Origin of the sequence: Flavobacterium sp. DSR2-3-3 (assembly GCF_049896585.1) — a bacterium.
Classification (GTDB): domain Bacteria; phylum Bacteroidota; class Bacteroidia; order Flavobacteriales; family Flavobacteriaceae; genus Flavobacterium.
The window spans coordinates 97,242-111,404 of the sequence record NZ_JAFCUP010000008.1; the positions used below are offsets into that span (position 1 = coordinate 97,242).

The 14,163-nt window shown below is 34.4% G+C and carries 15 protein-coding genes; 4 read left to right on the top strand and 11 right to left on the bottom strand.

Annotation, left to right across the window (positions count from 1 at the left end; all coding sequences use genetic code 11):
• The first annotated feature begins 69 nt into the window (after window positions 1–69).
• The 3 genes from ACP7AQ_RS12020 (at window position 70) to ACP7AQ_RS12030 (ending at window position 3,837) form a co-directional block, all read left to right on the top strand.
• Entirely contained in the window at window positions 70–2,088 is a 2,019-nt protein-coding gene (locus tag ACP7AQ_RS12020; RefSeq protein WP_426095609.1) for a thioredoxin domain-containing protein, read from the top strand.
• Between the two features lie 49 nt (window positions 2,089–2,137).
• Window positions 2,138–2,908, top strand: a complete 771-nt coding sequence (locus tag ACP7AQ_RS12025; protein ID WP_426095610.1) for a hypothetical protein — start codon at window positions 2,138–2,140, stop codon at window positions 2,906–2,908.
• Window positions 2,909–2,988: 80 nt separating this feature from the next.
• On the top strand, window positions 2,989–3,837 hold the full coding sequence (locus tag ACP7AQ_RS12030; protein ID WP_426062984.1) for a mechanosensitive ion channel family protein: 849 nt from the start codon (window positions 2,989–2,991) through the stop codon (window positions 3,835–3,837).
• 3 nt (window positions 3,838–3,840) lie between these two features.
• Here the strand turns inward: ACP7AQ_RS12030 and tsaB are convergent, their stop codons facing one another.
• The 3 genes from tsaB to ACP7AQ_RS12045 form a co-directional block, all read right to left on the bottom strand.
• Window positions 3,841–4,509, bottom strand: coding sequence for a tRNA (adenosine(37)-N6)-threonylcarbamoyltransferase complex dimerization subunit type 1 TsaB (gene tsaB / locus ACP7AQ_RS12035; protein WP_426091106.1), 669 nt, complete (start codon window positions 4,507–4,509; stop codon window positions 3,841–3,843).
• Window positions 4,510–4,592: 83 nt separating this feature from the next.
• On the bottom strand, window positions 4,593–5,897 hold the full coding sequence (locus ACP7AQ_RS12040; protein WP_426090872.1) for an efflux RND transporter periplasmic adaptor subunit: 1,305 nt from the start codon (window positions 5,895–5,897) through the stop codon (window positions 4,593–4,595).
• A 6-nt stretch (window positions 5,898–5,903) separates the two neighbouring features.
• Window positions 5,904–7,340, bottom strand: a complete 1,437-nt coding sequence (locus tag ACP7AQ_RS12045; RefSeq protein ID WP_426095611.1) for a TolC family protein — start codon at window positions 7,338–7,340, stop codon at window positions 5,904–5,906.
• A 194-nt stretch (window positions 7,341–7,534) separates the two neighbouring features.
• Here ACP7AQ_RS12045 and ACP7AQ_RS12050 point away from each other — a divergent pair, with 194 nt between their 5' ends.
• A complete protein-coding gene (locus ACP7AQ_RS12050) occupies window positions 7,535–8,944 on the top strand; it encodes a DUF4403 family protein (RefSeq protein WP_426095612.1) in 1,410 nt (469 codons plus the stop codon).
• Window positions 8,945–9,056: 112 nt separating this feature from the next.
• Here ACP7AQ_RS12050 and ACP7AQ_RS12055 read toward each other — a convergent pair whose 3' ends face one another.
• The 8 genes from ACP7AQ_RS12055 to cyoE all read right to left on the bottom strand — a co-directional run bounded on the left by ACP7AQ_RS12055 (window position 9,057) and on the right by cyoE (window position 14,152).
• Window positions 9,057–9,326 carry a hypothetical protein gene (locus tag ACP7AQ_RS12055; RefSeq protein WP_426095613.1) on the bottom strand — a complete coding sequence of 90 codons (270 nt, stop codon included), beginning with the start codon at window positions 9,324–9,326 and terminating at the stop codon, window positions 9,057–9,059.
• Window positions 9,316–9,858, bottom strand: coding sequence for a DUF420 domain-containing protein (locus ACP7AQ_RS12060; protein WP_426095614.1), 543 nt, complete (start codon window positions 9,856–9,858; stop codon window positions 9,316–9,318). The genes ACP7AQ_RS12055 and ACP7AQ_RS12060 overlap by 11 nt, the downstream gene beginning before the upstream one ends.
• Window positions 9,859–9,860: 2 nt before the next feature.
• Window positions 9,861–10,547, bottom strand: coding sequence for an SCO family protein (locus ACP7AQ_RS12065; RefSeq protein WP_426090869.1), 687 nt, complete (start codon window positions 10,545–10,547; stop codon window positions 9,861–9,863).
• Between the two features lie 6 nt (window positions 10,548–10,553).
• Complete coding sequence (locus tag ACP7AQ_RS12070) at window positions 10,554–11,195, bottom strand: hypothetical protein (protein ID WP_426062976.1); 642 nt, start codon at window positions 11,193–11,195, stop codon at window positions 10,554–10,556.
• A gap of 75 nt (window positions 11,196–11,270) precedes the next feature.
• Complete coding sequence (locus ACP7AQ_RS12075) at window positions 11,271–11,621, bottom strand: cytochrome C oxidase subunit IV family protein (protein WP_426095615.1); 351 nt, start codon at window positions 11,619–11,621, stop codon at window positions 11,271–11,273.
• Window positions 11,622–11,639: 18 nt separating this feature from the next.
• Window positions 11,640–12,617, bottom strand: coding sequence for a cytochrome c oxidase subunit 3 (locus ACP7AQ_RS12080; protein WP_426095616.1), 978 nt, complete (start codon window positions 12,615–12,617; stop codon window positions 11,640–11,642).
• A 42-nt stretch (window positions 12,618–12,659) separates the two neighbouring features.
• Window positions 12,660–13,247 carry a cytochrome c oxidase subunit 3 gene (locus tag ACP7AQ_RS12085; protein ID WP_426095617.1) on the bottom strand — a complete coding sequence of 196 codons (588 nt, stop codon included), beginning with the start codon at window positions 13,245–13,247 and terminating at the stop codon, window positions 12,660–12,662.
• A gap of 2 nt (window positions 13,248–13,249) precedes the next feature.
• Entirely contained in the window at window positions 13,250–14,152 is a 903-nt protein-coding gene (gene cyoE, locus ACP7AQ_RS12090) for a heme o synthase (protein WP_426062972.1), read from the bottom strand.
• Between the last annotated feature and the right edge of the window lie 11 nt (window positions 14,153–14,163).

A 14,163-nucleotide genomic window follows, 5' to 3' on the forward strand; every position in this document is an offset into this window, starting at 1 on the left:
ATCTTTCTCGTCCTGAAAAATTCAGGACGAGAAAGGATTTCCACTACTACCGGGGCTAAAAACGACCTCATGAACGAACTAAATTTCGAAACCAGTCCATATTTATTACAACACGCCAACAATCCTGTACACTGGAAAGCTTGGAACCCAAAATCATTGGCAGCAGCTAAGGAAAATAACAAACTCATAATCATCAGCATTGGTTATTCCGCTTGTCATTGGTGTCATGTTATGGAACACGAAAGTTTTGAAGATGCAGCAGTCGCACAAATAATGAATGCGCATTTTATTGCAATCAAAGTCGATCGGGAAGAACGCCCGGATGTTGATGCTGTTTACATGAAAGCAGTCCAAATAATGACCGGTAGCGGCGGATGGCCATTAAACCTAGTGACACTTCCTGACGGTAGACCCGTTTGGGGTCGCACCTATTTTAAAAAAGAGGAATGGATACAAACCTTGGAACAATTACAGGAATTCTATCAATCACACCCTGAAAAAATGATTGATTATGCCGAGAAATTACATCAGGGAATTCAAGCCATCGGACTGATACAAAACGAGGAACCAGAAACTGAGGTAAACCAAAACATACTGAAACTCCTAGTCGAAAAATGGAAAAAAAGTTTCGATTTGGAATTTGGCGGCATGGCTAGAGCACCTAAGTTTATGATGCCAAATAATTACCAATTCTTACTGCGTTATGGTTATCAAAAACATGATGAAAAAGTACTGGATTTTGTAAATCGTACTTTGACCAAAATGGCGCACGGCGGTCTTTTTGACACCATCGATGGTGGATTTTCACGTTATTCCGTTGATATGAAATGGCATATTCCCCATTTTGAAAAAATGTTGTACGATAACGGCCAGTTGGTTTCCTTGTACAGCGACGCCTACAAATTGACAAAAAATCCTCTGTATAAAGAAGTGATTGAAAAAACGCTGCGTTTTGTCGAGAGAGAATTAATGAATTCGGAAGGAGGTTTTTATTCGGCTTTGGATGCTGACAGTTTAAACTCGGATAATGATCTCCAAGAAGGCGCATTTTATGCTTGGAAAATTCCAGAATTAAAGGTAATTCTCAAAAAAGATTTTGATTTATTCTGTCAGGTTTTTAATTGCAATGCGTTTGGCATATGGGAAGACGAAAAATATGTTTTAATCCAAAACCAAACTTTAGACAGTATTGCAGCACAAAATAAGATTCCCGTTTCAGAGCTTCGAACTAAAAAAATATTTTGGGAAAATTTACTTTATAACGAAAGAGAAAAACGGTCAAAACCAAGACTTGATGACAAATGTCTGACTTCCTGGAATGCAATAATGCTGAAAGGAAATGTTGATGCTTATAAGGCTTTGGGAATCCAAAAATATTTAGATATTGCACAACAAAATGCCTGCTTCATAATAAAAAATCTCTGGTCTAGTGAAGGTAATTTATTCCACAATTATAAAAACGGAAAAACCACCATCAATGGCTATATGGAAGATTATTGTTTTGTAATTGCCGCGTTTATCTCTTTGTATGAAGCAACTTTAAACGAAAAATGGCTTCAAGATTCTAAACAACTGGCAGATTACAGTTTGAAACATTTTTATGACGATAAAAAATCCTTTTTTGCTTTTACGTCAAATCTCGATGAAGCCTTGATCACCTCGCATTACGAAACCGAAGACAACGTGATTCCGGCATCTAATTCAGTGATGGCAAAAAACTTATTTCAACTGAGTATCTATTTTAATAATTCCTATTATGAAAAAATCAGCCATCAAATGCTGATGGCCGTATTACCACGAATCGATCATCCGTCCGCATTCTCAAATTGGATGGATTTGGCTTTAAATTACTCGGAACAAAACAAAGAACTAGCCGTTTGCGGTGAAGATGCTTTAGCGTATTGTGCAAAAATAAACAGTCAATATATTCCCAATGTTATTTTGGCCGGGACACAAAAAGAATCCACATTGCCTTTTTTAAATTCCCGTTACCACAACCAAGAAACACTGTTTTACCTGTGTAAAAACAAAACCTGTCTTATGCCAAATACTGATTATCAACAAATTATTAATGATTTAATGAAGTAATCCTAAGAAAAATTGACTACTATTGTGAGACTAATCAAATAATAATACCATGGGACTATCTTCATTTTTTAAAAAATTATTTGGCACAGCCAAAGAAACAGCCAATCAATTAGCGGACAAAGCAGAAACTACTTTCGAACAAGCAAAAGAAACTGCAGCTCCTTATCTTGAAAAAGCAGGTACTTTCGCAGAAGAAACGTTTGAAAAAGCGAAAGAAACCGCAACGCCTTATCTTGAAAAAGCAGAAGTTTTTGCCGAAGATGCTTTTGAAAAAGTAAAAGAAACTGCTGCTCCAATTATTGAGAAAGTAGAGAATTTTACAGGACACACTAAAGAAGCGATAAGCGAACAGTCAGAAAAAACTGCAGACGCTTTGGAAAATATAGCAGACCACACAAAAGAAAAAGTTGAAAGCACAACTGACAAAGCAGCGGATTTAGCCAGCGAAGTAAAAATCGCCATGTCAGATACAGCAGAAACATTACAAGAAAAAGCGGATGTAACTTCTAATAAAATTGAAGATGCAACCAGTGAAGCCAAAACTGTCGTTGCGGATACAGTAGAAACTTTGAAAGATAATACAGAAGAAGTAGCCGGTGAAGCTAAAACTGCTATTACACATACTGCAGAAACATTAGAAGAAAAGGCCGATACAACTGCTGAAAAAATTACAAATTTTGCCAGTGAAGCCAAAACAAATGCTTCAGATGCTGCTGAAAATGTTGCTGAAAAAGCAAGTGAACTTGCTGATGATGGCGAAGAAGAAACAAAACAAATTACCAAAGAAACTATAAATAAAATAGAAGAAGACGCAGATTAATTTATTAAAAAATAATTTATTCGTATTTTTGCACTTTAAACTTAACCTTCTCCTTTGAGAAGGTTTTTTATTTCACAAAAATGAATTTGAATCCAGACCAACTTACTACTTACGCTAATACTTTTCTGAACGTATTAATTGACTATTCCCCAAAATTAATTTCTGCATTTATTATTTTATTTGCTGGAATATATGTCATCAGACTTATCAACAGATTTATCAGGACATTAATGGTAAGAAGAAATTTAGATCCTACGCTGACACGATTTCTTGCCGATATTTTACTTTGGGTGTTGAGAGTAATATTATTTGTATCTTTTATTTCCAAGCTTGGAATTGAAACATCTTCATTTGTTGCCATTCTTGGTGCTATGGGACTTGCTGTTGGTCTGTCACTTCAGGGTTCCTTGTCTAATTTTGCCGGCGGGATGCTAATCATTCTCTTCAAACCTTTTAGAGTAAATGACACCATCGAAGCGCAAGGAGTAACCGGAACAGTGAGCGAAATACAAATATTTGTAACCAAATTAATTAACGCGAACAATCAAACTATTTTTGTGCCTAATGGATCTTTATCAAATGGAAACATTATCAATTATTCGCTGCAAAAAATTAGAAGAGCTGATTTGACCATTGCCATTTCTTATGACACGGATATTAAAAAAGTTAAAGACATAATAACTTCCGTTTTAAAAAATAATCCAAAAGTATTGCAAACGCCTGCTGCTGAAGTTTCCGTGAAAAACCTGACCGATAGTTCCATTCAATTAGCAGTAAGACCGTGGGCAACAAATGAAGATTTTGGGGGCGTTTATGCAGACACTTTAGAGAATTGCAAACACGCTTTTGATTTAGCTGGAATTGTGGTTCAGCCTTTTGTAAAAGAATCTTCTAAAAACAATAACAAAACTACTGATCCGCTACTGTAAAATTTATTTCTTTGGAGCAGTAATCATAAAATCTTTAAGATAATACGGTTCAAAATAAGCGACATCAACCTTGTCGTTTATTTTAAATTTTTTATAACTCAAAGCACTCATCTCTTTCGCCGAAGGATATTTTATATCCTCTAAAAAAACATAATTGTCTTTATTTAATACTGATTTGCACTTTTCCGCACAATCACCCACGAAATATAGTGTTTCCCGCAAATCTCCAAATGAATTTTCATCAATAATTTCGGCTAGAACTTCTCGTTTTTTTTCTAAAGTTGAAGAAAAAATAGCACTGTACACTTCCATTCTTCGGGCATCAATCATTGGAATAATCAGACCACTTGAAATAGTGACCTGTGACGCTAAAGCCTTTAAAGTATCCACAGCGATCAACGGAATATCTAATGCGTAACAGAGTCCTTTTGCAGCCGAAACCCCGATGCGCAATCCAGTGTATGAACCAGGCCCTTGACTTACGGCAATAGCTGATAAATCTTTAAACGCTATTCCGGCTTCTTTTATAATTTCTTCAATAAAAACATGAAGTCGTTCCGCATGGGAATACCCTTCCTGTGCAATTTCTTTGCAAAAAATCGTTTTTCCATCTTTTGCAAGAGCGACAGAACAATTCTTTGTCGCGGTTTCAATATTTAATATATAGCCCAATTTCAGATTTTGTTTTAAATTAAAAATCACAATCACAAAATTAGATTTTATGATTGTGATTTCAAAATTGTTAACGTTATAGGTTACTTTTTACTTTCTCCTTTTTCTTTATCCGTTTTCAGCGTTACTCTGTCGCCTGAATTTAAATCCTTAGTTACCGTTGCATAAGGTCCCGTAATCACTATGTCTCCTTTTTTAAGCCCAGTCATAACTTCAATATTGGTGTCATCTTGAATGCCGGTTTTAATAATTCTAATTTTAGCTTTATCCCCAACTTTTACAAACACACACTCGAATTTTTTATCGCTTTTAGGCGCAGCTCCCTTTTGCTCTTCCTTAGAATCAACTACAACAATGTCTTTTACAGCGGCAGTATCTGATTTTATAACAACAGCACTAATTGGCAGTGATAACACATTACTTTTAGTTTCAGTAATAATGTCCACCGTTGCTGTCATTCCAGGTCTAAAAGGAGAATAAGTATCTGGTTTTCCTTCCAATAAATCTTCGTATGATTCTTTCAAAATTCTAACTTTAACTTTAAAATTAGTTACTTGATCTGCAGTCAAAGCAGAACTGGCCGAGTTTGAAATACTAGTTACAATACCTTTGAATTGTTTTTTCAAATACGCATCCACTTCCACATTCGCTTCGTCTCCCACTTTTATTTTTACGATATCATTTTCATTAACATCGACTTCAACTTCCATATTATTCAAATTGGCCACTCTCAAAATTTCTGTTCCAGTCATTTGCTGTGTCCCTAAAACGCGTTCTCCTAATTCAACGTTTAACATCGAAATAGTTCCATCTGCGGGAGCATAAATTGTAGTTCGGCCTAAGTTGTCTTTGGCTTCGTTTACTGTTGCGGAGGCACTTTGAACATTAAAATAAGCATTCTGTTTGGCTGCTTTTCCTACTTCATAAGACGCAATTGCTTTATCCCAATCAGCTTTTGAAATAATTCCTTTTTCGAACAAAGTTTTATTTCTGTCGTAATTGGATTTTGATTCTTTGAAAGACGCATCTGCCTGGCTTAAATTTGCTCTGGTTCCTGATAAGTTTGAAACCGAACGATTGTACCCCGAAGTGTATAAATCCGGATTTATTTTTACCAACAAATCTCCTTTTTTTACCACTTGCCCTTCTTTTACATTCAAGGAAATAATTTCTCCAGATACTTCTGACGAAATTTTTACTTCAATTTCCGGTTGAATTTTACCTGTCGCCGAAACCGTTTCGACAATTGTCGTTGGTATGACTTGAGTAATTTCAACTTCGGTTCCCTTATCTTTATTTCCGATAACGCCCGTTTTTGAAAGTATTACAAGACCCGCAATGATTATTACTGCTCCACCTATTAGGATATAAATTGTTTTCTTAGACATGATAAATTAGTTTTTGATAAGAGGAATTCCAAAATAGAATTCTAAAATTTTGATTTTGAAGATATAATCGTACTTGGTTCTGATGACTTCTGATTGTGCGTTGGTCAGTAAGGTTTGCGACTGGTTAAAATCAAAAGAGTTCATCAAACCTACATCGTATCTTTCTTTAGCATAATTATACGCTCCTTGTCTGGCTTCTAATGCGACAACTGACGATTCGTACGCATTCAACGCTCCTTTTGCATCTGTAAATGCTGTAAAAACATTTCTCTGTAAATCCAAATCTTGTTGCTCCACAGCAATTTTTGATCGCTCTAAACTCACTTTGGAACGCTCGACATTGTTCCTTACTGAAAACCCATTAAATATTGGCACCGAAAGCTGGATTCCAAAAGACTGCCCTTTATTATCACCGAATTGATTAAAAAACGGAGATGGGTTCCCCAACACCGGAGAGAAGTTATTAGTCAAAACATTTTGATTTGTACCCTGTACATATCCCACGGTCGAAGTAGGATTTAAGGTATTTGGAATAATACTTACAACTCTGTCACTGTAAGCAACCCTGGAATTAAAACTGTAAAACCCTTGTAAAGTAGGCTGAAAAGCACCTTTTGCGATTTTAACATCTTTTTGGGCAATTTCTAAATTAGTTCTAGCAATTTTCAATTCTGTTCTACTTTCTACCGCTTTGTCATAAATAGCGACTGGCGTTTGTGCCAAAATATTATTCCCATCTCTCATATTTGTGTCATCCACAACATCAAAATTTTCAAAATCTTTTAACTGTAATAATTGCGCTAAACTTAATTTCGAGATTAATAATGCATTATCCGCGGCAATAACATTTTGGTTGTTTGATGCTACCGTAGCTTTGATGTCCAATAAATCGCCACGAGGAATCGATCCTGCATTAACTAATTCTTCTGAACGAGTATATTGCTTTTGATTTATCCCCAATTGTTCTTTCTGTACTTTTAAGTTTTCTTTATTGAAAAGCACCTGCAAAAAAGCATTAGCCACATTCAAGGCAATATCTTCCTGCATTTTCAGCAATTGATATTTGGCTGCCACTATTGAAAGGTTGGCTTTGCGAAGCGTATTCTGATTTTGCAATCCCTTGTAAATATCTACACCAACATTGGCGCCAGCAGAGGTAAATTGAGTAGTTTGATTTTGAAGTAAACCTGTTGTAATATCCTGGTTTAAACCGATATTCCAAGAATGGGAGGCATTGGCATTCAATGATGGAAGGAAATTTCCAAACGCTCCTTTTTTATCAATGGCTGCCGTTTTAATATCTAACTCGGATTGCTTAATGGAAATATTATTTTGTATGGCGTATTTAACACATTCCTCTAAGGTCCAGATTTTTGGTTGTGCCTGAACTGCTACGCAACAAACTAACATGACAATTAAACTGAGAAAACTTCTTTTTTCCATATATTTTTGAATAAAAGCGCAGCATAGCCGCAAACAAATTTAACTTTTTCTAATAAAAACTTATGAAATAATATAAAATATTTTAATCATAAATCAGTTATAAAACAATTAGACTTTGGAACTTATCATTTGTTACAAAAATTGATAAAAAAAGAATTCTTTTGTTAATTTTGTTTTTTTTAAATCCCGTAAAAATGCTTAAATTCTCTTTAATTATACTTTTATTAGGTTCAATTTTACTCGTTTCAAGTTGTGCTACAACCAATAAAATAAACGCTTTAAAACCAGAACCTGACGACGCAACACCATTAGTTTACGAAAACACTGCTTCGTACATAAATATGCCTATCAGTGTCAAACTAAAAGATATCGAGAACCAAACTAATGTTGTATTAAGCGGATTAATTTATGAAGACAATAACATTGAAGACGATGATATTGAAATGAAGGTTTGGAAGCTGGCTCCCATTACAATCAAAAATGAAACTGGCGGAAAAGGCGAAAAAATAAGAACCGTTTTACCTTTAAAAGCGATTGTAAAATATAGAATTGGCACCAAAAAAATGGGAGTCGAAATGTACGATACACGTGAATTTAATCTTGATGGTGTTGTGACTTTAGTAAGCGACGTGACGTTGATAAATTGGAAACTAAACACAAAAACGGAACTAAAATCTTTAGATTGGAATGAAAGTCCTACGATTACCGTTTTTGGAAAAAATGTTCCAGTTACTTACCTAATTAATTCCGGCGTAAAACTTTTTAAATCAAAAATTGAAAAGAAAATTGACGATGCCATTGTAAAAGCTATGGATTTTAAACCAAATGTTTTGACAGCTTTAGAAAAAATTTGCGTTCCGTTCCTGATGAATGACAATTATGAAAGCTGGCTACGAATTGTGCCTATTGAAATATACTCGACCAATGCGAAATTGAAAAATGACACTTTCGTACTGGAAATGGGAATGAAATGCAATATGGAAACATTAATGGGAAAACAACCAGAATCCAAATTCAATGCCTCCAAAATTATCTTAAAATCCGTTACCAAAATTCCTGAAGACATTACGGCTAATATAGTTGCCATTTCGACCTATCAAGAAGCTTCAAAAATCATGACTAAGAATTTTGCTGGACAGGTATTTGGCTCGGGTTCCCAGAAAATTCAAGTTCAAAATGTAGCAATTTGGCACAAAAAAGGAAAAATGATTATTGCTTTAGAAGTATTGGGATCTGTAAATGGAACTATTTATTTAACTGGTTTCCCACAATATAACGACGAGACCAAAGAAGTATTTTTCGACCAATTAGATTATGTTTTAGATACAAAAAACAAATTGATGCGAACTGCAAATTGGCTTGCACAGGGATTAGTGCTCAAAAAAATTGAACAAAGTTGCAGATACTCTATAAAACCAAACCTTGAAGAAGGTCAAAAGAGCATGATGACGTATTTAAAAAACTATTCTCCTATGCAAGGTGTTTTTGTTAATGGAAAAATAGAAGAGGTTCAATTCCAAAAAATACAACTAACTAATCAGGCTATCATTGCCTTTATAAATGTGAAAGGAATAGTGAACGTATCTGTAAACGGATTAAAATAGCTTGCACTGTTCGCACTTAGTCGTAAATAGAAAGATACTTTAAACTAAAATACTCTTTATTAAAATTGATTTTAAAATTGAAATAAATATCTTGTCTAAAAAACAGTAATCATTAGCTTGTTTTTTTCTTTTTCATTCGATAAATAGCGTAGCCAATTCCCGCCACCAGAATGTAAGGAATTACCATTAAGTAAACAATACCGTCATTCACCGCTGCAGCTTGCTTTGCATTGCCTTCACTGGTTAATGCAGCGCGACACATGGCACATTGCGCATTCATAGTACCACTGAATAATCCAAAAACCAGCAGAAAGGTATAAATTACAACCTTGCCTACATTGTTTTTGATTGTCATTTCTGTATTCTTATCTTTAATAAACATAGTATGGTGAAATCATTAAATAAACAACTACTCCAGTTACGGCAACATACAACCAGATTGGGAAAGTGATTTTCGCAATTTTTTTATGCCTATCAAAATTTTCTGATAATGCTCTCACATAGGCAATTAAAACCATAGGAATAATTGCAATTGACAAAATAATGTGAGTAATCAAAATAAAAAAATAAATGTATTTGATAGCTCCTTCTCCTCCGAACTTGGTGGAATCAGAAGTCATGTGATACGCAACATACATCACTAAAAAAGCAACAGATAATGCAATCGCACCAGTCATCAATCTTTCGTGAAGTTTTCTTTTACCATTCTTAATCGCAATTACAGCAGCAACTAGTAGGATTGCAGTAATTCCGTTTGTAGTGGCATAAATGGGCGGTAAAAAAGAAAGCGGTTCCACATTATAACCAAAATCTTTTAGTTTAACTCCAAAAAGAATAGCTACCGCAACTGGTATTATAATTGATACCGCTATGATTAACGAATTGAATTTTTGTTCTAAAGAATTATTTTCCATTTTTATTCTTTTAATAAAATATTAATATCCTGTTGAATGTTTCGAACTCCTTTTTTATCCAAACCATCATAATATAAAATTGGATTTCCAAATTCATCATTTCTACAACGTATGTTTCCATTTTTATCAATCAATGCAAACAAACCTGAATGTTCAAAACCACCGGCTACTTTTTTGTTTTCACCTGCATATAGATTAAATCCTTTATTGGCTAAATTAAAAATATACGCTTTGTCGCCTGTTAAAAAATTCCAGTTGGAAGATTTTGCTCCTAAGAACTTTGCGTGCTCCTTTAATACTTTTGCTGTATCATGTTCCGGATCAATTGTAATTGAAACAATTCCAAAATTAGGATTACCAAAAAAACTCTTTTCTAAAACCAACATACTTTCATTCATTTTTGGACAAATGGTAGGACAGGTGGTAAAGAAAAACTCCAATACATAGACTTTCCCTTTATATGTTTCATTTGTGATCTTCTTATTGTCTTGATTTATTAATTCGAATTTAGGAGCAGGACCTATTTTAAGTAATTGCCCTTCTTCTGCAGTTACAGGATTAACGCTGTCTAAACGGTCTCCTTGAACTACTTTGTCATTCTTAATCCTATCAACAATTTTTGGAATAGCATAAATTCCAAAAATCAAAATAATGAAGGAGATTCCGATGTATGATTTATTTTTAAACATAAAATATTAAATTTTTCTGGTGGCGTTATTGTTCTTTTTTAGCGCTGCACGATATTCATACAGAATCACTTTAAAATCATCAAGCATTTCATTACTCAACTCCGCTGGATGAAATGTATTGTACCCCTCTTTGGCGTTTTTCACTAGTTTTCTGCCACGAAGATTACGTTTTTTATCGATGATGTAAACTTTTGGCGTACCGGTATGTTTATCTAATTTCTCAGCTAATTTTAATTGATCATAATACCTGTTGATAGCTTCGGTTGATGCGAAAACAAATCGCCATTGCTTGACATCAGTGAAAGCTCCCAACGCATCCACCACTTTTTTAGCATCTTTTTCAGTACCAGTTGGACAAATCATTACAAACTGAACATCTTTAAACTCATGATACCTTTGATAAATTTTTTGATTTAAATTGAAAAGATTTCCTCTGTTTTTTAAGAGCTCATTACCCATAAAACCGAGAATCGTTACTTTGCCATTCAAACTAACTTTTTTACCGTCTAAAGATTGCCAATCACCCAAATCAACTGTGTTAGGAGTTATGGTCGGTAATTTGGTAAAACCATTGACACCAGAAGCAAAAAAAAGATACGCAACAATAGGCAAAATAAAAAGAACGAAAAGGACAATATTTTTTTTCATTGTAGTGAAAGTTATTAAAGTACAAAAATAAAAAAAGGTACGCAATGCGTACCCTCTTTTTGAATTAATATCTTATTAAAAATTCCATTTTATCGTAGAATTTTTAAAAACCTCATAAATATAATCCCCTTCTGTCAAAAGAATAAAGAGTATGTATAATATCAGAAAAATTAGGGGAAAAACAACTGCACTTCTTAAAGTACTTTTTTCTCCTTCCATGTGCATGAAGGCATAAACTATATAATACGCTTTGTAAACTGTAAGAGCGTAAAATATCCAATTCAGTAAATTCATACCCATAAAATTGTTCATATGAAGAACATTAGGTTTTAAAATACCCAAAATAACTTCTACTACTGTAACGGCGGATAATATTGCGAAAACTTTCCAGATTCTACCGATATTAGATACGTGTTCGTGTGACATGATAATTACTTTTTGAAATTAAACTAGATAGAAAACTGTAAATACAAAAACCCAAACTAAATCGACAAAGTGCCAATAAAGACCTACTTTCTCTACCATTTCATAGCTTCTTCTTTTTTCATATGTTCCAACTAATACATTGAAAAATATGATGATGTTTATGATTACTCCAGAAAAAACGTGGAATCCGTGGAATCCCGTGATAAAGAAAAAGAAGTCAGCAAATAATTTACTTCCGTATTCGTTTCTGACCAAATTGGCACCTTCTACCACATAATGTGCCTGACTCAATCTTGCTTCAGACTCTTTTCTTGAAAGAATTGTTTTTTGCTTCTCTTTGGTTATTACCTCAGTTCTGATTAGAAGTTCAGGATGCGCTTTGAATCCCGCTTGAACTTCGGCAACAGAGTACGATGGTAGAGCTGGCTCATCCATGAACCATTTCCCTTTATTTTTTGTCAGTTGTTCTCTTTCTTCCGGTAAAATGGCCGCGAAATCAGCCAAAGCTACACGCTTGCCGTCTTTATCCACAAACTGAAGTAAACTTCCTCCTTTTGTTTCAACAGCTCCGTATTCACCTTTGATAAAATTTTTCCATTCCCAAGCTTGAGATCCTACGAAAATCAAACCACCAATAATGGTTAAAAACATGTAAAGGACTACTTTATTTTTTTTCATCTGATGCCCTGCATCAACAGCTAGCACCATTGTTACAGATGAGAAAATCAAGATAAAAGTCATTAATGCCACGTAATACATCGGAGCAGATACTCCATGCATAAATGGGAAGTGAGTAAACACTTCATCAGCCAAAGGCCATGTTTCAATAAATTTAAATCTAGAAAAACCATACGCGGCTAAAAATCCCGAGAATGTTAAGGCATCTGACACGATAAAAAACCACATCATTAATTTGCCATAACTTGCTCCCATTGGCTCATTGCCGCCTCCCCAAGTTTTTCCTTCACTATTTGCAGTAGTAACTGTCGCTTCCATAAAAGTTATTCGTTAAAAAGTTCCCAAATTTACGTTTTTTTCTTATTTAAAGAAATATAAAAACAAAAACAAATAAACCCACAATAAGTCAAGAAAGTGCCAGTACATTGCACCAAGTTCAATTCCAAGGGTTTGAGATGAATTGTATTTTTGTTTAAAATGATTATAAATTATAATTAGAAGTGAAATCACGCCACCCGCAAGGTGAATCAAGTGCACAACGGTAACAACGTATAAAAAAGTAGTGGTTATTGAGCTTCCGCTTCCGGTGAAATAATGACCATTATCTATTATTTGTCCAAAACCTACGAACTGTAAAACTACAAACAATATTCCTAGAACTAAAGTAGTCAAAAGAAAAATTGTCGTTTTACTTTGATTGTTTTTTTGAATTGCTTTTTTAGCCAAATGAAAAGTAATGCTACATCCTATTATCACAATAGTACTGTAATAAAAAGCTGTTGGTAATTGAAAATCCTTCAACCAGTCAGCTCTGGATTTACTCACTACAAAAGCACTGGTAAGTCCAGCGAACATCATGATCATACTTACCATTCCAAACAACAAAATCAATTTGTAGGATCTTGCCTTTCTGGATTTTTGTTCCTCAGTTGTCATTATCATCTCCATAATTATCTTAAAAATTTATCAAATATATAAACCAATTGTAACAATGTAATGTAAGAAACACTAACTAACATTAATGTTCTTGCTGCTTTTGGAGTTCTCGATTTGTATAATCGAACAGCATAAAAAAGCATCCATAGTCCAAGTAAAAATACAACAATTGCAGCAATTGGCGTCAGGTAAAGACGTCCAGTGTAACCCAATACAGGCAAAAGTGACGCTAAAATTAACCAAATGGTATATAAAATAATCTGCAAGGCGGTGCCTTTATCTTTTTTACCTGTGGGTAACATAAAAAAACCTGCTTTTTCATAATCTTCATACAAAAACCAACCAATAGCCCAAAAATGCGGAAATTGCCAAAAAAACTGAATTAAAAACAAAGTTCCTGCTTCTATTCCAAATTCTCCAGTTGCCGCAACCCAACCCAACATAAAAGGAATTGCTCCTGGAAAAGCTCCAACAAAAACAGACAATGAGGTTACGGTTTTCAAGGGAGTATAAACACTCGTATATAAAAATATCGAAACTGCGCCAAACATTGCGGTTTTTGGATTGATAGTATACAGCAAAGCAATTCCAACAATCGTTAAAAGACTTGCAATAATCAAAGCTGTAACCCGAGACATTCTGCCGGCTGGAACAGGACGGTTTTTAGTTCTGTCCATCAAGGCATCCAAATCTTTTTCGATCACTTGATTAAAAGCATTTGACGCTCCCACCATACAATAACCACCAACTGCTAATTTTAACAAAACCGTCCAATCTAATGAATGCAAATCATAAATACCCAACATAAATCCAGCGATAGACGAAAATACAACACTAATAGCTAAACGCGCTTTAGTGATTTCTCGGAAATCAATATAATTGGATTTTAATGAAAATGTACTTTGTGTTGCGTTCAATACTAGCGTTT

What these genes read in the sequence shown, in the direction of transcription:
- ACP7AQ_RS12040 (WP_426090872.1), bottom strand. Translation starts at nt 5,897, where the DNA reads ATGTCTAAGAAAACAATTTATATCCTAATAGGTGGAGCAGTAATAATC.
- ACP7AQ_RS12050 (WP_426095612.1), top strand. Translation starts at nt 7,535, where the DNA reads ATGCTTAAATTCTCTTTAATTATACTTTTATTAGGTTCAATTTTACTC.
- ACP7AQ_RS12025 (WP_426095610.1), top strand. Translation starts at nt 2,138, where the DNA reads ATGGGACTATCTTCATTTTTTAAAAAATTATTTGGCACAGCCAAAGAA.
- ACP7AQ_RS12065 (WP_426090869.1), bottom strand. Translation starts at nt 10,547, where the DNA reads ATGTTTAAAAATAAATCATACATCGGAATCTCCTTCATTATTTTGATT.
- ACP7AQ_RS12030 (WP_426062984.1), top strand. Translation starts at nt 2,989, where the DNA reads ATGAATTTGAATCCAGACCAACTTACTACTTACGCTAATACTTTTCTG.
- ACP7AQ_RS12060 (WP_426095614.1), bottom strand. Translation starts at nt 9,858, where the DNA reads ATGGAAAATAATTCTTTAGAACAAAAATTCAATTCGTTAATCATAGCG.
- ACP7AQ_RS12045 (WP_426095611.1), bottom strand. Translation starts at nt 7,340, where the DNA reads ATGGAAAAAAGAAGTTTTCTCAGTTTAATTGTCATGTTAGTTTGTTGC.
- ACP7AQ_RS12020 (WP_426095609.1), top strand. Translation starts at nt 70, where the DNA reads ATGAACGAACTAAATTTCGAAACCAGTCCATATTTATTACAACACGCC.
- ACP7AQ_RS12085 (WP_426095617.1), bottom strand. Translation starts at nt 13,247, where the DNA reads ATGGAGATGATAATGACAACTGAGGAACAAAAATCCAGAAAGGCAAGA.
- ACP7AQ_RS12070 (WP_426062976.1), bottom strand. Translation starts at nt 11,195, where the DNA reads ATGAAAAAAAATATTGTCCTTTTCGTTCTTTTTATTTTGCCTATTGTT.
- ACP7AQ_RS12055 (WP_426095613.1), bottom strand. Translation starts at nt 9,326, where the DNA reads ATGTTTATTAAAGATAAGAATACAGAAATGACAATCAAAAACAATGTA.
- ACP7AQ_RS12075 (WP_426095615.1), bottom strand. Translation starts at nt 11,621, where the DNA reads ATGTCACACGAACACGTATCTAATATCGGTAGAATCTGGAAAGTTTTC.
- ACP7AQ_RS12080 (WP_426095616.1), bottom strand. Translation starts at nt 12,617, where the DNA reads ATGGAAGCGACAGTTACTACTGCAAATAGTGAAGGAAAAACTTGGGGA.